General features: G+C 59.7%; 16 protein-coding genes. 1 reads left to right on the top strand and 15 read right to left on the bottom strand.

The window, feature by feature from the left end:
• Window positions 1-12 precede the first annotated feature (12 nt).
• From MJQ68_RS17120 to MJQ68_RS17165, 10 genes are all read right to left on the bottom strand, one after another.
• Entirely contained in the window at window positions 13-870 is an 858-nt protein-coding gene (locus tag MJQ68_RS17120) for a mechanosensitive ion channel family protein (RefSeq protein ID WP_238752386.1), read from the bottom strand.
• Window positions 871-970: 100 nt separating this feature from the next.
• A complete protein-coding gene (locus MJQ68_RS17125; RefSeq protein WP_238752387.1) occupies window positions 971-1,435 on the bottom strand; it encodes a hypothetical protein in 465 nt (154 codons plus the stop codon).
• Window positions 1,436-1,577: 142 nt separating this feature from the next.
• The gene (locus tag MJQ68_RS17130) at window positions 1,578-2,261 is read right to left on the bottom strand and encodes a phosphatase PAP2 family protein (protein ID WP_238752388.1); all 684 of its coding nucleotides are present in this window, start codon (window positions 2,259-2,261) and stop codon (window positions 1,578-1,580) included.
• Between the two features lie 19 nt (window positions 2,262-2,280).
• Window positions 2,281-2,862 (bottom strand): HD domain-containing protein, encoded by a 582-nt coding sequence (locus MJQ68_RS17135; protein WP_238752389.1) that lies wholly within the window; start codon window positions 2,860-2,862, stop codon window positions 2,281-2,283.
• Between the two features lie 2 nt (window positions 2,863-2,864).
• Entirely contained in the window at window positions 2,865-3,113 is a 249-nt protein-coding gene (locus tag MJQ68_RS17140) for a hypothetical protein (protein ID WP_238752390.1), read from the bottom strand.
• 105 nt (window positions 3,114-3,218) lie between these two features.
• Window positions 3,219-4,001, bottom strand: coding sequence for an START domain-containing protein (locus MJQ68_RS17145; protein ID WP_238752391.1), 783 nt, complete (start codon window positions 3,999-4,001; stop codon window positions 3,219-3,221).
• 68 nt (window positions 4,002-4,069) lie between these two features.
• Window positions 4,070-7,075, bottom strand: a complete 3,006-nt coding sequence (locus tag MJQ68_RS17150) for an efflux RND transporter permease subunit (protein WP_238752392.1) — start codon at window positions 7,073-7,075, stop codon at window positions 4,070-4,072.
• Between the two features lie 2 nt (window positions 7,076-7,077).
• The gene (locus MJQ68_RS17155; protein WP_238752393.1) at window positions 7,078-8,007 is read right to left on the bottom strand and encodes an efflux RND transporter periplasmic adaptor subunit; all 930 of its coding nucleotides are present in this window, start codon (window positions 8,005-8,007) and stop codon (window positions 7,078-7,080) included.
• A 9-nt stretch (window positions 8,008-8,016) separates the two neighbouring features.
• Entirely contained in the window at window positions 8,017-9,243 is a 1,227-nt protein-coding gene (locus MJQ68_RS17160; RefSeq protein ID WP_238752394.1) for a TolC family protein, read from the bottom strand.
• A gap of 152 nt (window positions 9,244-9,395) precedes the next feature.
• Window positions 9,396-11,801: an outer membrane beta-barrel family protein gene (locus tag MJQ68_RS17165; protein ID WP_238752395.1), complete on the bottom strand. Its 2,406-nt coding sequence runs from the start codon at window positions 11,799-11,801 to the stop codon at window positions 9,396-9,398.
• 186 nt (window positions 11,802-11,987) lie between these two features.
• On the opposite strand from MJQ68_RS17165, the gene MJQ68_RS17170 reads away from it, so the two are divergent.
• Window positions 11,988-13,607 carry a glycosyltransferase family 39 protein gene (locus tag MJQ68_RS17170; protein ID WP_238752396.1) on the top strand — a complete coding sequence of 540 codons (1,620 nt, stop codon included), beginning with the start codon at window positions 11,988-11,990 and terminating at the stop codon, window positions 13,605-13,607.
• 155 nt (window positions 13,608-13,762) lie between these two features.
• Here the strand turns inward: MJQ68_RS17170 and MJQ68_RS17175 are convergent, their stop codons facing one another.
• From MJQ68_RS17175 to MJQ68_RS17195, 5 genes are read right to left on the bottom strand one after another with little or no spacing between them, the layout of a single operon-like run.
• Complete coding sequence (locus MJQ68_RS17175; protein ID WP_238752397.1) at window positions 13,763-14,383, bottom strand: cation diffusion facilitator family transporter; 621 nt, start codon at window positions 14,381-14,383, stop codon at window positions 13,763-13,765.
• Window positions 14,384-14,398: 15 nt separating this feature from the next.
• Window positions 14,399-16,867 (bottom strand): heavy metal translocating P-type ATPase, encoded by a 2,469-nt coding sequence (locus MJQ68_RS17180; RefSeq protein ID WP_238752398.1) that lies wholly within the window; start codon window positions 16,865-16,867, stop codon window positions 14,399-14,401.
• A gap of 24 nt (window positions 16,868-16,891) precedes the next feature.
• A complete protein-coding gene (locus MJQ68_RS17185) occupies window positions 16,892-17,077 on the bottom strand; it encodes a hypothetical protein (RefSeq protein ID WP_238752399.1) in 186 nt (61 codons plus the stop codon).
• A gap of 11 nt (window positions 17,078-17,088) precedes the next feature.
• A complete protein-coding gene (locus tag MJQ68_RS17190) occupies window positions 17,089-18,321 on the bottom strand; it encodes an efflux RND transporter periplasmic adaptor subunit (protein WP_238752400.1) in 1,233 nt (410 codons plus the stop codon).
• 10 nt (window positions 18,322-18,331) lie between these two features.
• Window positions 18,332-22,642, bottom strand: a complete 4,311-nt coding sequence (locus MJQ68_RS17195) for a CusA/CzcA family heavy metal efflux RND transporter (protein ID WP_238752401.1) — start codon at window positions 22,640-22,642, stop codon at window positions 18,332-18,334.
• Window positions 22,643-22,699: the final 57 nt, after the last annotated feature.

The raw sequence follows: 22,699 nt of genomic DNA on the forward strand, positions 1-22,699 counted from the left end.
GTGCCACCCGAATCACTGCACCTGCGGTCCCGCCCCGATCCCTTCCTGCCGCGGATTAGAGATTATAACATTCCGGTATTCGTACGGTATTTCGATGCCTTCGGCGTCGTAACGCTTCTTCAGTGTAGCCAACACGTCATAATACATCGTGAAGCCATTTGCCGTGTTACTGGCCCAGGAATAGGCACGGAGATTTACCGATGAAGTGCCCAGGCCGATCACCTTTACCACCACCTCGGGGGCACCGGCCTTTATGTCAGCGGTGCTACGGTTGTCGAGCTGGAGGGGATGGGCCGCCACTACCTCCCCAAGTATGGCCAGCGCTCGGTCGATGTCGGAAGCATAGCCTACGCCCACATCGATCATTTTACATACTCGCTCGTCGGTCAACTGAGCATTGGTGATAATTTCGGTGCTAATGACGGAGTTGGGAATAATGATGCGGTTGTTTTCGATGTCACGGATTACGACGTGCCGAAGGTTCAGATGTTCTACGATACCGGTAAAGGAGCCTTGTACCGTAATTCTATCGGAAATTTTGAAGGGCTTGAAGAGTACGATCAGGACGCCACTCATGATATTACTGAGAGCCTGTTGGGAAGCTAAACCCGCGACCACGGAGATGATCCCCGCTCCCGCCAGTAACGAGTGACCGAGCGTGCGCAACTCCGGTATCTGCTCCAGCGCGAGACCGAATCCGACGATATAGATGATCGCCGATACAATATGGCGGATAAATTCATAACCGGTCGGGTCGACGTGGCGTAACCGGATGGTCCGTTCGATATACTTACGGGTGAAGTAGTTGTACGCAGTAGCAATTCCAAGAGTGATAAGAAGGATCACCCCCATTATCAGGAGTATCTTCAAATCGATAAGCAGTGTTGAGGTAGACATAGAAGGGTAGCCAGGTACAAACTAAAAAGGGCCGGCTCTTTGCAGAACCGGCCCCCAAAATAATCCCAATTGATCAGTCCTCGTCCTCCTCGTCGAGTGGAATACGCTCGACCAGGGTGCCGTCCTCCCGGAAGAGCGCGTCGAAGGCCGCGTCGTCCTTGCCCTCGAGTTCGACTTCGTACAGGATACGGCCGTCGGGGTAGGTGATGCGGGCGACTTCCTCGACCTCGTGGTCGGCAAAGTCACGCTGGAGCGTGCTGCGGATGGCGGCCGGCAGGTCCTTCTTCTTCAGCTCTTCCTCGGTTTCCAGGAGGTCTCCAACGGTGGAGTAGGTGTCGCTGTATTCCCTGCCGTCCAGTTTGTACTCGGCTTCGTAGCCGTCGTCTTCGCTTTCCCATTCGACCTTCCTGGCGGCGGGGTGGAGGCTAGCGAAGCGCTGTTGCACCCCTGTGGGGACCTCGTCCTGCGCGATTGCCTGCCGGGGGGCGCAGGCCAGGAAGGTAAAGAGGGAAAGGCCTAAAATCCATAGCTTATTCATGGTACACGGTATTTGATGATGAAAAATGCTCCCCGCTTGCGGGGAGGGCACGGGTGGCGCGTCGATGACGGCGTTTCCGGGCTATGGAGTAAAAGTCGGGGGGCAAATTGTAGACATACTGGAAACACAGCATGCGCCTGCGCTAAACGGGAATATCTTTTATATCGCCTGACTTATTGTACCAGGTCAGCAGGCCGATCAGCAGACTCAGCCCCAGGAAAAAGCCGGCCAGCACGTCCGTACCCCAGTGAACGCCCAGATAGACCCGGGAGAAGGGAACGGTGAAGACCAGCAGCAAACTGAACGAGCCGATACCCACCCGCACCGGGGTAGGCCAGCCCCGCATCCGGTACATCAGGTAAGCGATAAACCCGAAAAAGACGGTATAGAAGGTGACGTGCCCGCTGGGGAAACTCTGGAATTGTGCCTCGTACACCACCCGCACCAGGTCCGCCGTCGGACGCGAACGATTCATGATGAGCTTGGTCCCGGCGATAACGGGTAGGCTACCTACGGTGGCTAGTACGAAGAGGGCTTCGCGGCGGCGGCGCGCTAGCCAGAATCCCAGAGTGGCTACCACGATGCTGATGATTGCCCCCAGGTTACTACCAAACCAGCTGATGCCCTTCATTAGTGCATCGAGTAGGGGGGATTGGTGTTCCTGCACCTCTTCGGAAAACTCGATATCCACCAGGGAAGCCGGAAGCAGGTAAACGAACAGGGTCAGTAGCAGGTAGCCGGCCAAGAGGGCCAGCACGGTATGCAGGGCAAGTCGGGCGTCCCGGTAAAGGTAGTCGGACGTGCGGGTCCAAAGTGTCAGTGACATAGGAAGGTAGTTAATCGGTTCAAAAACAGTAGCGCTCCTTCCGCTGCTGTAAGGTCGTCTTACCGAAGGAGGTGAAATAGTTATGGTTACGTAGGAAATCCTCATTCTCCGCAAACCATTCTGTATTGGAAAAAGTCCTACCCAGGACACGCCTCCATTCCTCCCGTAGCAGATCGCATGACTGCGGGTAGGTGGTGTGCGACAGATGGATCAGATCGGCATCGCAGAGGATTTCCTGCAAGCGGGTTTGCGGTCGTTGGGGTACCTGAGTGGCTAGAATGCAGTCGGCGACCACGGTGATCTTGTCTTCGGGATACTGCTCGCTGCGCAGAAATTCCCGGGCCAATTGCGCACTGACCGCTTCGTGGCCGGAGTAGGTGCGCAGGTGACCGAGGTCGTGAAACCAGGCAGCCAGGATGAGCAGTTCGGCCTCCTCACCACTGACGCCCTCGGCCTGACCAATGGCGATCACTCCCTGCACGACATCGATCGTGTGGTGCAGGTTATGGTAGAGGCGGTCGGCGGGCAGTTCCGTGATGAGCAGGCGGGCAACGTAGCGGCCGGCGCATTTGGTTATTTTGGTCGGGCGGTAGGGGGGCATGGCTACTGTACTGGCGGTGGGGCGATCCTTTCGTCGTTTTCCCGGCTTGCGTAGCGCAGGAGTCGGTCTATTCGCAGCACTACCGACGCCCAGGCTCTGCAAGAAGGAGTAGGGCAAGTAAACCGCCGCTCGATGACTTCTACCTCCCGGACCAGCTCGTTCCAGGCCAGCGGAGACAGGCTGTCCTGATCCTGTTTGCCTTGCGGCGGAAGGGAGTGGGCGTCCGGTGAAGTATGCTTGGGGGTATGCATGATTTCGTGCTTTTAAAGGGTACTAATCGTAGCAGTCAATCATGTATGGACGGGAATGGCAGTTTATAGTTAGGTAATCAAGATCGGACGGCTTATTGGAGAGAATTAGGAGTCCGCAAGAAGCAGGGCCTTTAATTGCCGTATCGAGTTCCACGGCCCGGTCGTGATGCCGAGATTGATGAGCCAGTTGGGCAGGTTGCCGCCGACGTCCGAAGAGACGCGGTAGTCAATGGTCGTCTCGTTTTCCCCGGTGGCCGAGATGCGCCAGCTCGAGTGAAAGTCCGTCATCCGTACGTGGTCGGCCACTCGGGGGTACGTCTTCTTAACCGCCTCGGACTCGGAGAGAATATCGCCCGTACCCGCTTCCGTCCAGTTCCTCGAATGGATCACCACGTCGCGATCCACCACCGGCCAGGGCAGGTCGATGGAGGTGTGGTACAGGATTTCGTTCTGGCCGAGCCGTTTTACCAGCGTAGCCTCGCTGCACTTGTATACCCATGCCGGGTAGCGGTCTACCTGACTCAGCATCGTCACGACCCGGGCACGCGGTACGGGGAAGGTAGCCAGTACGCGTACCTCGTCGATCGACCGGTCGGGTACGGAGCGGCGAAACACGGTGATCCCGTCCTCGCTTCTCACCTGCTCCCAAGCTTGATCGTCGGTAGCGGGTAGGGTCTGGGCACCGATGCGGGGTCCGGGCAGGGTAAGTAGCACGACCAGCGGCCAGCCGATCCGGTGGAGGACGTACAGCAGAAAATTATGGCAACGGCCCCAGCGGGAGGGCTGGTTGTAGCGTTGCTCGATGAAGCGGAGTTCGTCATCCAGTTGTTGCCACTGTTCGCGGGTCAGAAAACGGGGCCGCTCGTGTTTCCAGTTGTCGTACTGCATGCTGTAAAGCTGCGGCCACACTCTGGAGAAAGGCTGGAGATGTGGGGGCGTAGCGAGGTTATGAATGATTATTTTTCAATCAACCGTAAAAGCGACGGCAACACCAACAGCAACAGGGGCAGCGCCACCACCAACCCCCCGATGACCGCGATGGCCAGCGGCTGGTGCATCTGCGCACCGGTACCGAGGGCCAGGGCCAGCGGTAGCAGGGCCATTATCGCTCCGATGGCCGTCATCAACTTGGGGCGCATGCGGGTGGAGATGGCGTACGCGATCGCTTCGTCGCGGCCCTCCGTCAGGCGGTTTTCGGCGTACTGGAAGTAGGTGAAAATGGAATTTTCCCCGATGATGCCGATCACCATGATGATGCCCACGTAACTGCCGACGTTGAGGGAGGTGCCGGTCAGGTAGAGCGCCGCCAGGCTACCGGCCGCCCCCAGCACGGCCAGGAGCACGATGAGCAGGGCTACGCCGAAGCGTTTAAAAAGGAATAAAATCACGGTGAATACCAGTAAGGCGGCCAGTACCAGGATTTGTAGCAGCTCACTAAAGGCCTGTTTTTGCTGGGCGTATTCCCCTCCGTACTCGATGGTGTAGCCGGGGGGAAGCGCTACCTCACGGGCGATTCCCGCCCGGATGTCCGCCAGCGTACTACCCAGATCGCGCCCGGTGAGCCGTGCCGATACCACGCCCATACTCTTCAGGTTTTCCCGGTTGATCTCGGCCGTGCCGGCCTCCACGGTTACCGTACCGAAGCGTTCCAGTGGCAGTAGCCGGCCCCGGGGGGTGAAGAGGGTGGCCCCCCGCAGATCGCTTACCGTGGTGCGGCTGCTATTGGGGTAGATCATGCGGATGGGCGTCATCTGGTTCAGTTCCGGAATGCCGCCCTCCAGGGTGCCCTCTAGCTGCGTCTGTAGCTGAAACTGGAAGTCGGCCGCCGACAGACCGTATTGCTCCAATAACGCGATATCGGGGTCGACGGTCACCAACGGACCGGCGATCTGGATGCCGTCAAATACGTCGGCCGTGCCCCGCACGCTCTCCACCACCCCGGCGACCCGGCGCGACAACTCGTCCAGTACCCGCTGCTCGCTACCGAATATCTTGATCTCGATGGGCTGCACGCTGGTCATCAGGTCGCCCAGCATATCGGTGATCACCTGCCCGAAGTCCACCGTCAGCGCCGGCAGGATGGCCTCGACCCGCTGCCGAATCTGGTTACTCACCTCGTCAGTAGATAGCTTGCGATCTTTGGATAGCTGGATGAGGTAATCTCCCCGGTTCGGTTCGGTGATGAAGAAACCCATCTGGGTACCCGTGCGGCGCGAATACGACACCACGGTCGGAATACTGTCCAGTATCCGGTCCACCTGCCGCAGCATGAGGTCGGTCGCCTCCAGTGAAGTACCCGGCGGTGAGTTGTAGTCGAGCACGATTGAGCCCTCGTCCAGCTCGGGGAGGAAGCCCGAGGGCAGGCGCGGAGCGACCAGGTAGATCACCACCCCCAACGAAACGACGGCGACGATGCTGAAGGCCGGGTAGCCGATCACGGTCCTGACCCAGTGCTTTTCCGCGACAGTTTCGGCGTGGGCACCCGCTTTCCCGGTACGCCGGGCATTCAGCAGAAGGTAAACTACCGGTAGCCCGATCCAGGTGATGGTGAAAGAGCAGACCAGCGTAATGATCATCGTCTCGGTCAGGATACGGAAGTACGCCCCCGCGATACCCGTCATGAGTACGAAGGGGATAAAGATCACGATCGTACTCAGCGACGAACCCACCATGGCCGGGAACAGGTAGTCGATGGTCTTACTCACCAGTTCGGAGGCCGGTTTGTCCGGCTCTTCCTCATGGGAGCGGTGCAGTTGCTCCACGATGATGATGGCATCGTCGATGACCAGCCCGATAGCCGCCGCAATGGCCCCCAGCGTCATGATGTTGAAGTCGTAGCCGAGCAAGTACAGCACCGCGATGGTCAGGCTCAGCGTCAGGGGTATGGTGATGAGCAGCACCGCGCTGCTGCGAAGCGACCGCAAAAAGATAATCGCCACCAGAATGGCCAGCCCCAGCCCGATCCACAGTACGTCCTCGATGCCCCGCACCGAGTCCCGCACGAAATCCGCCTGCCGGTAGTAGGGCCGCAGTACCACCCCCCGCGGCAGTAGGTCGTTGAGCGCGGCTACCTTAGTTTCTAGGGAATCGGCTACCTGGATCAGGTTGGCGTTGACCTGCTTGGTGACCGCCACCAGGGGCACGTCCAGCCCGTTGGCCTTGATCTTGACGTACTCCTTCTGGGAGGTGATGACTACATCGGCGATGTCCTCTACCCACACCGTGCGCATGGCGGAGGCGAAGATTACGGTCTGCTTAAGGTCGTACAGGTCGTTGATCACCGCATCGGTAAGGGTGAGGTACAGCCGGTCGTAGTCCTGCAGGTAACCGTTGGAAGTGACGAAATTGGCCTGCCTGAGCACGCTATCGACCAGCTGCGGGGTGATGCCCAGTTCGCTCATCCGTTGCGGGCGCAGAATGAGGTGGTACTCCTTGGTCTTGCCCCCCGAAACCGACACCTCCGATACGCCCGGCACCTGCGACAGGAAGGGCTTGACGGTGTAGAGCGCCACGTCCTTCAGTTCGATCTGGCTCAGCGGCCCCTCCAGGGAGTAGCCGGCAATGGGCAAAATGGAGGGGTTCATCTTTTCGATGGTCAGCCGCACCCCCGGCGGCAGGTCCAGGGTGATCTGGTTGATGAGGCTTTCCACCCGTTGCAGGCCCAGGTCGATGTCGGTCGACCAGTCGAAGAAGGCGGATATCTCCGCGCTGCCGCGGCTGGTGGTGCTGCGCACGTCCTGTATGCCCGGGGCCCGCTTTACGGCTTCCTCCAGGGGGCGGGTCACCGTGAGCATCATCTTGTCGACGGGCTGCTGCCCGTTCTCGGCGATGATCTTGACCTTGGGAAAGGTGACGTCGGGGAAAAGGTCAGACTTCATCTTCCCGTAGCTGTACACGCCGGCCAGGAGCACGATCGCCAGCAGGGCGGTGATGGGGTTGCGGTACTTGACGTAGTCGATCATGGCTACAGCTTAGCGACTACGCTGACCAGGGAAGAATCTTCGAGGCCGTAGGCGCCCTCTAGTACGACCCGATCGTCGATGGTAAGTAGGGTGCCCACCAGTTCGATGAGGGAATCACTCCGCATCCCCGGTCGTACGTCGCGACGCACCGCCAGTGAATCGTTGACGAGTTGCATCACCCAGAACTCGGTCTGCACCTCGTTGGTCTGCACGGCTTCGACCGGCACGGTTAGCGCGTCGCCACTCACCCGGCCGGGCACCGATACCATCAGGTTAAGGTTTTCCGGCAGGTAGGTCGCGGTGTTGAGGGAGACCAGGTAGGGAGTGGTTTGGGAGCTGACGTCCTCCGAGGGCAGTAGTTGACCGACCGTGCCGGTGAGTAACCGCCCGTCCGGCAGGCGCACCTGCACCCGCTTGCCCGGGCGCACCAGATCGCCGCGCTCGAAGGGGACGTAGAGCTTAAGGGCCAGAGCGCTAGGTCGGGTCAACTCCGCCAGGATGTCCCCCTCCACGACGAAGTCACCGTCCAGGTAGAACAACTGGGTGACGATGCCGCTGTTACGGCTTGTCACCGGTACGATCCCCGTAATATTGATGGAAGAATCGCTCAGGATTTCTTCGCCGAGCACGGCCGCCTCCCGCGTCTGTAGTACGAACACCTCCTGCCCCGCACGTACCGTAGTGCCTACCTCCACTTCGGTCCGCTCCACGTAGCCCGTTACCGTGGCCCGGATGCTTTCCCGGTTCGTGAACACCGTCACCGCGTTCATTAGGGTGGAATCGCGCAGCGTACTACGCACTGGCGGGCCGACGACCACCTGGGTGGCGATACGCGCGGCGGGGGTGGCCTCCGGTGGCGGGGCGGCATTCTTTTTGCAGCCCGCGATCAAGCAGCCGGCAAGCAGCAGGCATAAAATCGGTCGGTTGGTCATGAATCGGGCTTAGTGGTTCCAGTAGTTCAGCTCGTTGAGGGTCTGTAGCCGCTGTACGGTCAGCTGGTTGCGCTGCTGCTGCAGATCGGCGTAGGAGCGGATCACGTTGAGGTATTCGATCACTCCCAACTGACCCATGGCAAATTCCCTGCGGTAAGTCGCCAGTACGCGCTCGTAGTCGTCGAGTTGGCGATCGAGCAGGGCCAGGTTGTCGGCGTAGCGCGCCAGTAAGCGTACCCCGGTATCGCGGTAGTTGAGCTGCTGCTGCTGCGTGAAGTCCGCGTAGCGGGCGGCGGTCTGTCGCCGGATCTCGTTTTCCTGGCGGTTGATGCCCCGCTGTCCCCCGTCCAGTAACAGCCACGAAAGGCGCAGGCCGGCACTCACGCCCACCTTCCGCTGAATGTTGTTCAGCGAGACGGCATTGACCCCCCCGTTCGCGAAGGTCGATACCTGCGGCAGGTAGCGGGTGGCGAACAGCGCCTGGTCGTTGGCGGCCCGCAGGCTATCCAGCCGGTAGGCTTCGGTGAAGGCGGAGCTATTCGGTACCGTCACCGTATCCAAGCGCGGGAGCAGCAGGCTGACCGCTCCGGTATCGCTGCTGCCTACGGTGGCGTTCAGCGTCTGTAGGGCTTGCCGGTACTGAAGCTCCAAGTCGGCGATGAGGTAGCGCTGCCGGCCGACTTCGAGGTTGAGCAGCTCCAAGTCCGTAACCCGCATCACCCCGCGGTCGGCCAGTTTCCTGACTAACTCCCGCTGATCGGCGAGCCGGTCCAACAGTTCGCGCTGGTAGCGCAGCTGTTCCTGCACCAGCAGGGCACTGAGGTAGTTGGCGGTCACCTGCCGTTCCAGGTCCAAGCCGCTCAGCCGGACCTGGTTATCGGCCATACTTCTGGCGAGCAGTTGCTGATCGATCTCCGGCGCGCTGAGTCGTTCGGTAAATAGCCGGTAATCCGCCCCGATCAGCGCGGCATACAGCCCGCCGTTGGTGACCCCCGCGTCGTAGCCGATGGCCGAGGCCGTGGGGGCATTGGAGACCGAGAAGACCCTACGATTATTAAACAGGTAAGGAGCAAAGAGCACGTCACCGGTGAGCGAAATTTTAGGCTTCCGGTAGTCGACCCCGATCCGCTCGATTTCCAGCTCCGCGATGCGCTGCTGGTTGCGGTAGTCGGTCAGTTGGGGGCTGTTGAGTCGGGCTTGGTCGAGGTAGTCCGTCAGGGTGGCTTGTGCACTCACCCTCCCCGTGTGTATTGCTACAAGGGTTGCCGCTATTCCAATCCAATTAGTTGGTACATACATGATGTCGAGTGTAGGCAGATTGGGCGGGGACGCAGGTGCAAGCTGCCACAAAGGGAGCGATAGATATTGGAGACAATTTGGAGCTACACCTACCACTTGTAGGTAAACCCCAGCCGCACCGCCTGACTCTCGTAGTAGTTGCGGTACTCGGCCGTGAAGCCCTCCCCGTCGATCTCCTGCCGCAGCCCGAAGCCGTTGAAGATATCGGTGGCCGCCAGTACGACTTCCCCCTTACCGAGTAGCACCGGGCGACTCACGGCGAAGTCCACCGACGAGCGCGCCAGCTCCCGCCCCTGCGGGATGTTGCGGGCCGCTAGGTAGATCGCCGTCAACTGCCCCTTCCAGCCGTTGGGGAAGGTGAACTGGTTGTTGAACTTCACATCCCAACTATTATCGTCGCTGGCCGCGAGGGTGAACGGACGCGCGGTCGGAAAGAGCAGGGTGCCGGTGTATTCCTGAATACCGATACGGTAGAAATTGGCCCCCAGGCTGTACTTCCACCAGTTCTTCACCTCCTGGCTGTAGAGCAATTCCACCCCGCGGTTGGTGGCCCGCCCGGTGTTCTGGTAAATACGGTTGATGATGTCGTAGTCGGGGTTGCTGTTGTCGATGCTAAAGATGCGCTGAAAGGCGTCGTCGCTGCGGCGGGTGTAGACGGCGGCGTACAGCGAACCCTGGTCCCACAGGCGGCGGTAAGCCAGCTCAATGGTCTGCGAAAACTGCGGGCGTAGGTAAGGGTTACCGACCTTGAGCAACTCCGGGTCGTCGTATTTGGCAAAGGCGCGCAGTTCCTGCTCCCCGGGCCGGTCGACGCGGCGGTTGAAGAAGAGGGAAAGCTTATTGGCCTCGTCGAGCTTGTAGGTCAGCCGTACGTTAGGGTAGACGCGGAAGTAGTCGTAAGCGTCATTGTCCTCGTAGTAGATATTCTCGGGACTGAGCGAGTAGGTCACCGCCGTCTGCTCGGCCCGCAGCCCAGCCTCGGCCTCGAAGCGGGCGCTTTCGTAGACGTAGTTGAGGTAGCCGGCGTAGAGGTCCTCCGTCCAGCGGGAGGCGTCGCCCAGGCCGGGATAGATGATGCTCTGCTCGCCCTGACCGATGGTATAACTGACGGGCAGGCGGCGAAAACGAAGTTGGCCGCCCGCCTCGATCCGTCCGGCGGCCAGGGGACGCACGTAGTCGGCGTTGATTGCCGTGATGTTCTCGATGGCGATCAGGTGACTGGTGTCCCGGGCCCGCCGGATGCTGCTGCTGTCGTTCAGGAAGTACTGCTCGTCTTCCTTCCCCCGGCTAAATTGGGTGGCCAGAGTCAGCCGGTGCCCCGGTTGGTCGAAGGCGTGCTGAAAATCCACCCGCCCGTTGATCAGGCTGGTCGACTCGTCCTCCTTCCAGTGCCAGTAGCGGTAGCGCCGGCCGGTATCGAGGTCGATGTAGGGAATCTGGGCCGTATCGACGTGGTGCTCGTAGTCGTACACGCCAGACAAGCTCAGGGTATTCTGCTCGTCGATCAGGTAATCCACGCCACCGCGGGCCACGTAGTGAATCTGTCGGCGGTTCTCCGGCACTTGACTGATGGTACGCCGCCCGTCGTCGTAATTACGCAGCGTGAACTCGTTATTGGGCAGCTTCCGCTGGGCCAGTACCGAGCCCTGCACCCACGACCTGATCTTACCGCTACGATAGTTGAGGGCCAGGTTGGGTTGCAGGTGGGAGTTGAGGCGGTAGCGCCCCAGCTCGGTGGGCAGGTCGGCACGCCGGGTCGTGAGTTCGCCCAGGGCGTAGCTTAGGCCGACCTCCCCGTTGAAGCCGGTGGTCTTTTCCTCCTTGTAGATAATGTTGATGATGCCGGCCATCCCCGCTGCGTCGTACTTCGCCGAGGGGTTGTTGATGATCTCGATACGCTCGATGTTGGCCGCCGGGATGCTGCCCAGCCCCCGCTGGTTGCCGTAGCCGGTCATGGCCGACTGCTTGCCGTCTACCAGCACGGCTACCCGATCGCTACCCCGCAGCTGCACGTTGCCGTCCTGGGTGAGGGTGACGCCGGGCAGGGCCTTCATGGCATCGAACACCGAGCCACCGCCCTGTGCCTGACGCTCGCCGAGGTCGAAGGTCTTCTTGTCGAGCGCACCGCTCAGGGTAGTCCGCTCGCCGGTGACGGTGACCGACTCCAGCGTTTGCGCATCGGGGGTCAAAACCAATTTCCCACTATCGTAAACATCATTTCTCTCTCCAATAAAGAGATCCTTACTCACGGATCGATACCCGAGGTAGGAAACCGTAACGGTCACCGCGCCCCGCCGAGCGGTGCTCAGACTAAACCGCCCCTCGTCGTCGGTGAGCATCCCGGTGAGCAGACTGCTGTCAGGAGCCAGCAAACTAACCGTAGCGTAGGGTACGGGGCGCTCATCCCCGCCATCGAGTACCTGTCCGGCAATCGTTATCTGGGCGGTTAGATACCCGGTTACGGCAAGCAGCAAGGACAGCAGTAAGTACCGCATGTGAATGATTTGGGGCAAAATTGCGAAGTAATACTGTAGGGTTTTTGGATTTACTGTTTGCCGCTCCACCCGTTGGTCTGCACCAGCGGCCCCGCCCACTGCTGTAAAGGTTGGGGGTGCCGTTTTTCTCCCAAAAGTCTCTAAAGTCATCGGTGACATTTGGCGTGAACCGCTGAATTATACCACTTGTCCATTATTACCGAACGCCGTTTTTTCTACGCGGTCGTCGCCCTCTTTGCCCTCCTGCTTTTCTACCGACTCGGCTCCTGGGGTGTACTGGAAACGAGCGAGGCCCGCTACGCCGAGATGAGCTGGGAGATGTACCGCTCGGGCGATTTGATCCACCCCAGTTTTATGGAACTACGGCACTATCACAAGCCGCCGCTCACCTACGTCATCACCGCTGGAGCGTATTGGCTGTTCGGCCCCAGCCCCTTCGCCGCGCGTTTTTTTCTCCAGATCGCCTTGCTGTTACAGATTGCGCTCATCTACGGTATCGGTCAGCTGATCTTTGATGATCGGCAACGGGCGCGGCTGGCCACCATGACCTACCTGTCATTTCCGATCTTGCTGATCGCCTCGCGTACGCTGACGACCGATCTGTACCTGACTACATTCCTCCTATTAGGCGTTTGGTGCTGGCTGCGCGGTGAAGTGCGCGGTAATTCCCTGGTCTGGACGCTCGCCGCTTACTTTGCCTGGGGCCTGGCCTGCCTCACGAAGGGAGCCGGGGTAGTGATCCTGCCGGCCGTTCTGCTGCCCACCTACTATCTCCTTTTCCGACCGCGGAGCTGGATAAAGTTAATCGGGCGTCACTTCCTGGGCGCGCTGGTATTTGCCGCGGTGGGGCTGAGTTGGTACATCGAACTGATCCGTGAAGACCCGGACTTCCTACACTACTTCTTAGTCGAGCAAACCATTAACCGCTATGCCAGCGATCAGTGGCAACGCGCGCAGCCGTGGGGCTTCTACTTACTCACAGTATCGGCTACCGCGCTGCCGTGGTTCTGGTTACTGATTGCGCGAGTGAGAAAATTACCGTGGTGGAGGTGGCACGTCTTTTTGGCGGTCTGGATAGTAGCTCCCTTACTGTTTTACTCCTTTGCCCAGTCCAAGCTGATCCTTTATGTGCTTCCTATTTACTCAGGCTTGGCTCTCTTATCGGTGCCGGTTCTGGAGGGGCTTTCCGAGCGTATCGGCCGTCGACTGGGGCTCACACTATCGATTTTCTTTGGCGCATTACTGCTGCCCTTACTTGTTGTCACAATGGGGCCAGTTGGACCCGTACACCTTCTATGGAGCGCAATTGCCTGCGCGGTGATGGTGGGGTCGGTACTCTGGTCCAATAGAGCAACCGCGCTGTCCGTAGAGTACCGGGTATTGCTGCCGGTGCTCGTATTTAACTTAGCGATGCTTCCCGTTTCTGCGGAGTTCTTGCGCGACAACGAACTGCTCGTCAACAGTACCGCACCCGTTACCGACTTCATCAAGTCCGGTAAACTAGCCGGCCGGCCGGTGTATTTGCTCAACCGTCGCTTGCCAAGTGTTGCGTTTAACCTTCATCAGCCCGTGACCTACTTGTATTACGGAGAAACCGGCCGTGATACCACTCGACAGGGGGACGGGAACTGGCGGGAATATTACCAGGATATATTATTATATGACACTCGCGAGAAACTGCGTAATTATTGGTCTACAAAACCTTCCTTAGTCGTAGGTTATCAATCGCCGGACTCCCTTTCTCTTGACCTGCTACGGTCATTCTCCCATCGGGAAAAGATAGGTCGTTATACGGTCTATTATTAGCGTCAGGTATTAGGGAAATAGGCCACCTGGGGGCAAGTAAATGGTAGACGTAGGATAATTTGCCGTAGTAGCTTTCCGCCGTCTGAAGGGTTTCGATTATTGTAGACATCGCTAGTAGGTTTGAAAGCAATAGGCTTCGTGACACTTGCCTTGCATTACTTAACTCTCGCTTTTCGGAATGCTTCGTAACACTCCTTTAGGGCGTAGGGGACGATGAGCAGGGCCGCAACGGGATCGGCCCACCACAGGTCGAGAAAGCGTACCGCAAGTAGACCTCCCAGGACGGCGACCGTCTGGTAAAGACAGATGAAAGTATCTTTTGAGTCGGCAATCAATTCTTCACTATTCAGCTTCTTACCGTACTTCCGCTTGTAATGAATGAGGATGGGGTTGACCACCAGTGATACGCACAGGATAATGATACCTAGTGTGCTCCAGTTCGCCGTTTCCTGGTTGATGAGCTTGTTTACAGAATCGTAGGTGATAAAGCAACTGACGATTAGAAAGGAAGCGGCGATGACGTACAACGTAATCTTCTCCCGCTGGTGCACCTTCTCATCGGGAATATCTTTAATCTCCCCGTGCAGCCGCCACCAGAGCGTACTGGCTGAAATCACTTCGATGGTGCTGTCGAGTCCCCAGCCGATCAGGGCCGCGCTGCCAGAAGTGAAGCCGGCGGTCAGGGAAACCCCCACCTCAACTGCGTCATAGAGTGCGTTGTATTTCTGTAGTCGCTCCGCCTTTTGGAGGGTCTGCGTTCGTTGCTTGTCTGGCATACTTAATTGTTATAGCTATTTCTTAGTGTTTCCGTAGGCCAGTAAGCGGAGTGCGTTACCCACAACCACCAGCGTGGAGCCTTCGTGGGCAATAACCGCTGGGCCGATATCGGCAATCCCCAGTAGCGTGAGGGGGATGAGAATGACGACCATCCCCAGGCTAAGGACGAGGTTCTGCCGGATGATGGACTTCGCCTTGCGACTTAGCCCGATGGCGAAGGGCAGGTTATCCAGCCGGTCGGCCATCAGGGCGATATCGGCCGTCTCCAGGGCTACGTCGGAACCCGCCGCACCCATGGCAATACCTACCGTGGACTTGGCCATGGCGGGGGCATCGTTCACCCCATCGCCAATCATGGCCACCATACCCTCTTCGGCGCGCAGGCGCTCGATGGCGGTGACCTTGTCCTCGGGCAGGAGGCTTCCCAGCGGATCGGTGATACCGATGTCGGCGGCCACGGCATCGGCCACCTTCTGGTGATCGCCGGTGAGCATGACCATTTTTTTGATCCCGACCTCCTTCAGGGCGGCCAGGGTAGCCTTCGCCTCGGGGCGGGCTACGTCCATGACGGCGATCACGCCGAGGTACTTCCCGTCGCGGTGTACGATCATGGCGGTATTACCCTTCGTTTCGAGTTCGGCCATCTGCCGGTCAATCTTCTGCGGTACTTCGGCACCCGTCAATTCGCGGAACAGGCGGCGGTTACCGATGTGAACTTGCTGCCCCTCCACGGTCGCTTTGATGCCGCGGGCGGTGAGGGCTTCGAGGTTTTCGGCCTTCGGTAACGTGGTCGTTTGGAGCTTCTCCTTGCCCCCCTCTACGATGGCGGCGGCCAGGGGGTGATCGCTGAGTTCCTCGACGGCAACGGCGGTGCTAAGTAAGTCTTCTTCCCGTACGCCAGTGGCGGGGATCACCTGCGTAAGCCGGGGCTTACCTTCGGTAAGTGTTCCGGTCTTGTCGAAGGCAAGCGCCGTAATACCGCCCAAATCCTCCAGCGGCCGGCCACCCTTGATGAGCACGCCCTGTCGGGCCGCGCGGGCCACGCCGGCCAGGACGGCGGAAGGGGTCGAGATCGCTAAGGCACAGGGGCTGGCAGCGACCAGTACGGCCATGGCCCGGTAGAAGCTGGCCGAAAACGGCTCGTCGATCACCAGGAAGGCGAAGAGTAACAGGACCACCAGTCCGATCACCGCCGGTACGAAGTAGCGCTCGAACTTATCGGTCAACTGCTGAGTGGGTGATTGCTGGGTTTCGGCCTCCTTGACCAGGGTAACCAGGCGGGAGAGCGTACTATCGCCCGCCAGCTTCATTACGCGGATTTCCAGGGGCGAGCTGCCGTTAATAGTACCGGCAAAGGCGCGGTGCTCGGCGGCTAGGGTATTTAGGTCGTAATCTTTACCAATGTCGTCCACGGGCCGCTTATCGACCGGCACGCTCTCCCCGGTAATGGGGGCCTGGTCTACGGCGGAGGTACCGCTTACGATCACCCCGTCGGCGGCAATCTTGGAGTTGGGGCGTACGACGATGGTATCGCCGACTTGCAATTCGCCCACCCCTACCTCGACGGTATCGCCGCCACGCTTCACCAGGGCGGTCGGTGGGGCCAGGTCGGATAGGGCGGCAATCGACTTACGGGCCTTGCCCATCGCGTAGTTCTCCAGCGCATGACCGATACTGAACAAAAACAGCAGCAGGGCCGCCTCCTGAAAGGCTCCCAGGGCACAGGCACCCGCAGCGGCGACCAACATCAGAAAGTCGATCTCAAACTTACCCTGCCGGATCGTCTGTACCGCCTCGATGAGGATGAAGTAGCCCCCGAGCAGAATAGCGATGACGTAAAGTACCGTTGGCACGATCTCCGCCACGCCGCCTAGGAAACTGAGCAGAAGTCCGGCCAACCAGAACACCCCGCTGAGGATGGCGAAATAGAGTTCGGTATTCTCCCCGAAGACGCCGCCATGGTCGTGGTTGTGACCGTCGCCCGCCGCGTGTGTCTCCCTTCCGTGCTGTCCCGGTGGGTGGTCGTGGCCGGCGTGCTCATCGACCACGTCCTTAATTGTCAAGTCGGTAGCTTCGACGGCGGCGCGGACGCTATCCTCATCGATCACTTCGCTATCGTACTCGATACGCACCACGCCCGCCCCCGACACGACCGCCTCCATAATTCCATCTGCTTTCGCGATGCGTTCACCGGTCTGACGCGCGTGTCGTTGGTGGCGGATACCCGTCACGTCGAGCAGCACGTGCCGGTAGCGTTCGGTGATTTCGGCTCCGGCCCGGCGGGCGATCGCCTTTACCCGCTCCAGGGCCACTTGGTCGCGATCGTAGTGTATGCAGACTTGCGGCGGTGCACCCTCCTTCAGGTGCGCTTGATCGATACCACTCTCCACCTGAAGCGCAGTGAGCAGGCGGTCGACACAGCGGTCGCGCTCGTCGGGAATTTCGGGAAGGAGAATGGGAAGGTCTAGTGTTACTTTACTCATAGCTCATACTTAGTTATTAGTTAATCAGCCCGCGCGGTCGATGTACCACTGTTCGGCACGGGGGATTGCCGTTTGGATAGCCCGTGACGGACTAAGGGATGCATCCTCGTTTAGCAACTCGCTAGCAATTTCAACGGCCTTTTGCTTTACCTCCGGGCTTAGATCGTCGAGTTGCTCGGAGAAATCGTCAATTATTAATTTCCTCTTCATAGCATAGCAGATTAATGCCCGTGTTCTAGTGCCCCCGACTGACTCTGGGCGTACACGAAGTAAGCTCCCTCGGTCACGATCTTCATACCCGCCGGTAGGGGATCGATCAGCCGCACGGCGGTGTAGCCGTTGTCGGTCACGCCGGGGTTAACCGGTAGCCGCTCGAAGTTGACCTCGTCGCCGATTTGCTCCGCCGGGGCGATAAACACGTAGGAAGACTCCCCGTCCCGCAGCACCGCCTCCTCGGGCAGGACCTGTACCGTCTCGTCGTTGAGCCAGATGCGGGCCTCGGCGAAGCGCCCCTGCACGAAGGGCGGTTGGTCGCCCTTCAGGTGGGCGTGCACCCGCACGGTCTTGTTCTCCTCGTTGAACTCCTTGCCGATCACGTGAATCTCCGCTTCGTAGGAAGTCGTTCCGAGCGCGGGAATGCGGTAGCTCACCCGCTGCCCCTTTTCCAATCGCGCAACGTCGCGCTCGAAGACGTCCAGTTCCAGGTGCAGGTGGTCCTCGTCGATCAACTCCATCAGTTCGGTACTGGGCTCGACGTAGATGCCGTCGTGCATCGAAATGGTCGTGATGTAGCCGCTACGGGGCGCAAACAGCGTGATGCGCTCGAGAATAGTCTCCGGGGTGAGCCGGTCCGTGCGGATGCCCAGGTATTCCAGCCGCTGCTTTACGCCGGATAGGGTAGCGGTTTTGGAAGCGAGCTCGGAACGTAGGCGCTGTACGTCCTTGAGAATGCCGGCATCGGCGGCCAGTAATGCTTCCTGGCGGTCCAACTCCTGCTGTAAGTACACCAGCTCGGCCGCGAGCTCCAGGTAGCGCTGCTGGTGATCGATGAACTCCGGATTTTCCAGGTAGCCCAGCACGGCTCCCCTCCTGACGTAGTCACCCTCAACGTACCCACGTACGTTGCGGACAAAGCCACTGGCCCGGGCGCTTACCGCGGCGTAGCCGTTCGGGGGCAGGCCCAGGGTACCGGTTGCGGTGAGGTAGTCGTTCACCTTTCGCTCACTTAAGTCACCGAGCCGGATATCCATATTTTTGATCTGGGCGGTGGTAAGGTGCACACCTTTTTCTTCCTCGCCATGTTCGTCTTCCCCCTCCGCGTAAGCGTCGTCAAGACTAGTTTCACCTGCGGGCGCGACGGCAGACGCTTCATTCCGGGCGGGGCCGCAGGTGCTGAAAAAAGTCAGCAAGAGCAGTGCAACTACCGCCGGCATAAATACTTTTATTGGTTTCATTTCGGGGGAGTTATTGGTTGAGAAGAAACTGGAGCTCGGCGACGCTCCGGTTATGGGCGAGCAGTTGTTTGTAGTAGGCCAGGCCGGAGCGGCCGAGGAGGTCCAGCGCACTGAGTAGCTCCAGGTAGGAAAGCTCGCCGGCGCGGTAATTCAGGCGGGTCAGGCGTACGATCTCGGGGTTGACTTCACTGAGTTGTCGTCGGTAGTAATCTACCGCGGCGGCGTAGCTAGCCGCCCGGGTAGTAAGCTCCAGTCGGCTGCGCCGTAGGCGCAGCCGCTCGGCGTCGAGCCGGCTTTCGGCCACGGCTACCCCCAGTTGCTGGGATTCGATCCGCCGCCGGACGGGCTGGTTGAAGAGTGGTACGGTCACCCCGGCCTCGATACCGCTCAGGTAGCCGCCCTCGAAGTACCGCTGGGCTGAGTAACCCAGTCGGAACCCCGGTCGCAGTTCCGCCCTCGTCTGCCCAATACCGCTGCGGGCAATGGCGATGTTGCGGTCGGCCAGTTGCACGGAAAGGGAGGCCTGGGTGGTGTCTAGTAGGAGTGGAGCGGTAGCCAGCCGCAGCGTATCGTTCACGTCCGTTGGCACTCCGCTTCCTATTAGGACACCGAGTTGCTGGCGTAACGCCCGGGTAAAAAGCTGCGTTTGTTCCAGTAAGAGCTCCTGTTCCCGCAGGCGGGAGCCGAGGTTGAGCGCCTCCAGCCGGTTGGCCTCCCCAGCCTGGACGCGTGCCTCGGCGATCCGGTAGTATTCGGCGTAGATGTCGACCAGCCGTTCGTAAAGCTTTAGCAGGGCTTGGCGTTGCTGTAGCTCGTAGTATACCCGCCGTACTTCCAACTTCAGTTCCGCTTCGGTCAGCCGGCCACTAACCAGGTTGCCGGCGACGATCGCGTCCTGCACGGCATTAGTCGCCCGCACCGCCGCCGGACTGTCGAAGCGCTGCACGACCGACAGTTGGTTGACCCGCTGACCGTTTTCGCGAAACAGTCCGTCACCGTTGTAGCTGATGTCGGTGACGCCGGGCGTGTAGGGCAGGCCCTGTAACGCTTGATTCTGCCGGATAAGCTGGTTAGCGGCCCGCACGTCGGGGTTAGCGGCGATGGCTTGCTCGATGGCCTGTTCCAGGGATAGGCTTTGCACCTCCTGCGTCCGCGCCAAATTCGGCAGTAGCAGCAGGGGTAAGAGCACTACCAGACCCGCTTTTTTGGCCAGCCTCCCTTGTTTCCACCCCTCCAGCCAGCTGTAGAGAATGGGCAGGATAACGAGGGTAAGGAAGGTAGCCGTGATGAGCCCCCCGATGACGACGGTAGCCAGTGGCCGCTGCACTTCCGCCCCGCCCGAGGTAGAGATGGCCATCGGCAGGAAGCCGAGCGAGGCTACCGACGCGGTCATGATGACGGGCCGCAGGCGCACCTGGGTACCCTCGATGATGCGCGCCCGAACGTCGTCCCACCCCTCCTTCTTCAGGTCGTTGAGGTAGCCGATGAGTACGATACCGTTGAGCACCGCCACCCCAAAGAGCGCGATAAAGCCGATGCCCGCCGAGATACTGAAGGGCATGCCCCGCAGCTCCAAAGCCCAAATACCCCCGATGGCGGACAGCGGAATGGCCACGAAAATGAGCGCGGCCTGGGAAAAACTGCCGAAGGTAAAGAACAGTAGCACGAAGATCAGGGCCAGGGCTACGGGCACGGCAATAGCCAGGCGCGCACTGGCGGCCTGTAGGTTCTCGAACTGTCCGCCGTAGGTGAGGTAGTAGCCAGGGGGGAGATCCAACTGCTGACTGATTTTTTCCTGTATATCGGTGACCAGCGTTTCCACGTCCGTATCACCTACGTTGACGCCGATCACGATACGGCGGTTGGTGTTTTCGCGGCTGATCTGCAAGGGTGCATCGACCAGTTGAACGCGGGCTACCTCACGCAATGGAACCTGGGAGCCGTTCTCGAGCGGGATGTAGAGGTTGGCGACGTTGTCGATGCCCGCCCGTGCATCGTCCTGCAGGCGTACGGTGAGGTCAAAGCGCCGCTCGCCTTCGTACACGGTGCCCGCCGAGGCCCCCGCGAAGGCCGCGCGGACGACCCGGTTGACGTCGCGCACCTGTAGTCCGTACTGGGCCATTTTAGGGTAGTCGAAGTCGACCACGATCTGCGGCATTCCGACGGCCTGCTCGACCGTTACGGTACCCGCTCCGGGAACATTTTGGATGATGGCCTCGGCTTCCTTGGCTTTTTGGTAGGCGATTTCCAGGTCCGGTCCGTAGAGTTTGATGGCTACGTCGGCCTTGGCCCCCGTGATCAGTTCGTTGAAGCGCAGTTGGATCGGCTGGGAAAACTCCAGTCCGATACCCGGGTAGTCTTCCATGACCTCCGCGATGGCCGCGAACATGCCCTGACGGTCGGGGGCGGTGGTCCATTCATCGCGGGGCTTCATAACAATGGTGTAATCGCCGATCTCTACCGGCATGGGGTCGGTGGGTATCTCGGCGGCACCGATGTTGGTGATAACTTCCTTGATCTCGGGAAACTCCTCCAGTAGGGTCAACTGCACCCGCTCGGTGAGTGCGACACTCTGTGAGAGCGACGTGCCGGGCGGCAGGATCTGCTGCATGGCCAGGTCGCCCTCGTCGAGGGTAGGAATGAACTCGCCCCCCATCCGGGAGAATACCCAGATACTGATGGCGAATAGCGCCACGGTAGCCAGTACAAACAGCGTCTTGAAGCGCAGGGCGGCATGCAGTAGGGGAGTATATCCGCGCTGGAAGAAGGCGATGATCCGATCGGCGATCGTCCGCTTGTTGCTCACCTGCTTGTTCAGTACGAGGGCCGCCATAGCCGGTACGTAGGTGAGCGAGAGGATCAGCGCCCCAGCGATGGCCAGCATGACGGTCTGCGCCATGGGGCGGAACATTTTGCCCTCGATGCCGACCAGGGCCAGGATGGGAATGTAAACCATGAGGATAATGATCTCCCCAAAGGCCGCCGAGCTACGGATCTTGATGGAGGCACCTTCTACTTCCGCGTCCATCTCCAGTTGCGTGAGTTTACGGCCGGCGAAACCTACCTGAAGCCGGTGTACGATCGCCTCTACGATAATTACCGCGCCGTCTACGATGAGGCCGAAGTCGATCGCCCCCAGGCTCATTAGGTTGGCGCTGATGCCCAGCACGTTCATCATCGAGATCGCAAAGAGCATCGCCAGGGGAATGACCGAAGCGACGATCAGGCCCGCCCGCCAGTTGCCGAGCAGGAGGATGAGTACGAAGACGACGATCAGACCACCCTCGATCAGGTTCTTCTCAACGGTACCGATGGCCGTGGAAACGAGCTTGTCGCGCACCAGGTAGGGCTCGATCACTACCCCCTCGGGCAGGGACTGCTGAATCTGCTCGACCCGCTCCTTGACCCGCTCGGTGACGGCCGACGAATTGGCCCCCTTGAGCATCATTACCCGGCCGCCGACGGCCTCCTTTCCGTTCCAGACCAGCGCCCCGTAACGGGGAGCCTTACCGAACTGAACGGTAGCGACGTCTTCGATAAGGATGGGTCTACCCGCGCGAACGTCGACCACGATCTTGCGGATGTCGGCCAGTTCATTGACCACGCCGTTGGTGCGGATGTAGTAGGTCCGGGGGTTCTTTTCGATGTAGGCACCGCCGGTGTTCTCGTTGCTGTTCTCCAGGGCGGTGAGGACCGCTCCGATGCTTATACCAACCGATTTCAGCAACTCCGGATCGACGGCCACCTCGTACTGCTTCAGGAAGCCCCCCATGGTGTTGACCTCCACGACCCCCTCGATGCCGGAGAGTTGGCGGCTGACGATCCAGTCCTGGATGCTGCGCAGTTCGGTGGCCGAGTACTGATCTTCGTAACCGGGCAGGGGGTGAACGACGTACTGGTAGATCTCCCCCAGACCGGTGGAAATCGGCGACATCTCCGGACTGCCCAGGCCATCGGGGATATTGGCTACCGCTTCCTTAAGGTGCTCGCTGACCAACTGGCGGGCCAGGTAGATGTCGGTGCTTTCTTCGAAAACCACCGTGACGACGGACAGGCCAAAACGGGAAATGGACCGTATCTCCACCAGGTCCTGCAGATTTTGCAGGGCCAGCTCGATGGGCGTGGTGATGAACTGCTCGATCTCCTGCGTGGCGAGCGTGGGGGAGGTCGTAATGACCTGCACCTGGTTGTTGGTGATGTCGGGTACGGCATCGATGGGTATCTGACGCAGGGAGAAGATACCCCAGAGGATGAGGGCCAGGACAAATAGTCCGACCACTAGCTTATTCCTTACGGAATAAGCGATAATTTTATCAAACATGAAGGGGAGAGTTCGTTAAACCGAGGGGTGCTGACGGGAGAGACTACTCCCGTAAAG

The sequence above is a fragment of the Neolewinella maritima genome (assembly GCF_923081025.1).
Lineage (GTDB): Bacteria > Bacteroidota > Bacteroidia > Chitinophagales > Saprospiraceae > Neolewinella > Neolewinella maritima.

Bases quoted from the DNA above. Each gene is read 5' to 3' on its own strand.
- MJQ68_RS17130 (WP_238752388.1), bottom strand. From the start codon at position 2,261: ATGTCACTGACACTTTGGACCCGCACGTCCGACTACCTTTACCGGGAC.
- MJQ68_RS17195 (WP_238752401.1), bottom strand. From the start codon at position 22,642: ATGTTTGATAAAATTATCGCTTATTCCGTAAGGAATAAGCTAGTGGTC.
- MJQ68_RS17140 (WP_238752390.1), bottom strand. From the start codon at position 3,113: ATGCATACCCCCAAGCATACTTCACCGGACGCCCACTCCCTTCCGCCG.
- MJQ68_RS17180 (WP_238752398.1), bottom strand. From the start codon at position 16,867: ATGAGTAAAGTAACACTAGACCTTCCCATTCTCCTTCCCGAAATTCCC.
- MJQ68_RS17190 (WP_238752400.1), bottom strand. From the start codon at position 18,321: ATGAAACCAATAAAAGTATTTATGCCGGCGGTAGTTGCACTGCTCTTG.
- MJQ68_RS17145 (WP_238752391.1), bottom strand. From the start codon at position 4,001: ATGCAGTACGACAACTGGAAACACGAGCGGCCCCGTTTTCTGACCCGC.
- MJQ68_RS17135 (WP_238752389.1), bottom strand. From the start codon at position 2,862: ATGCCCCCCTACCGCCCGACCAAAATAACCAAATGCGCCGGCCGCTAC.
- MJQ68_RS17165 (WP_238752395.1), bottom strand. From the start codon at position 11,801: ATGCGGTACTTACTGCTGTCCTTGCTGCTTGCCGTAACCGGGTATCTA.
- MJQ68_RS17125 (WP_238752387.1), bottom strand. From the start codon at position 1,435: ATGAATAAGCTATGGATTTTAGGCCTTTCCCTCTTTACCTTCCTGGCC.
- MJQ68_RS17155 (WP_238752393.1), bottom strand. From the start codon at position 8,007: ATGACCAACCGACCGATTTTATGCCTGCTGCTTGCCGGCTGCTTGATC.
- MJQ68_RS17185 (WP_238752399.1), bottom strand. From the start codon at position 17,077: ATGAAGAGGAAATTAATAATTGACGATTTCTCCGAGCAACTCGACGAT.
- MJQ68_RS17175 (WP_238752397.1), bottom strand. From the start codon at position 14,383: ATGCCAGACAAGCAACGAACGCAGACCCTCCAAAAGGCGGAGCGACTA.
- MJQ68_RS17150 (WP_238752392.1), bottom strand. From the start codon at position 7,075: ATGATCGACTACGTCAAGTACCGCAACCCCATCACCGCCCTGCTGGCG.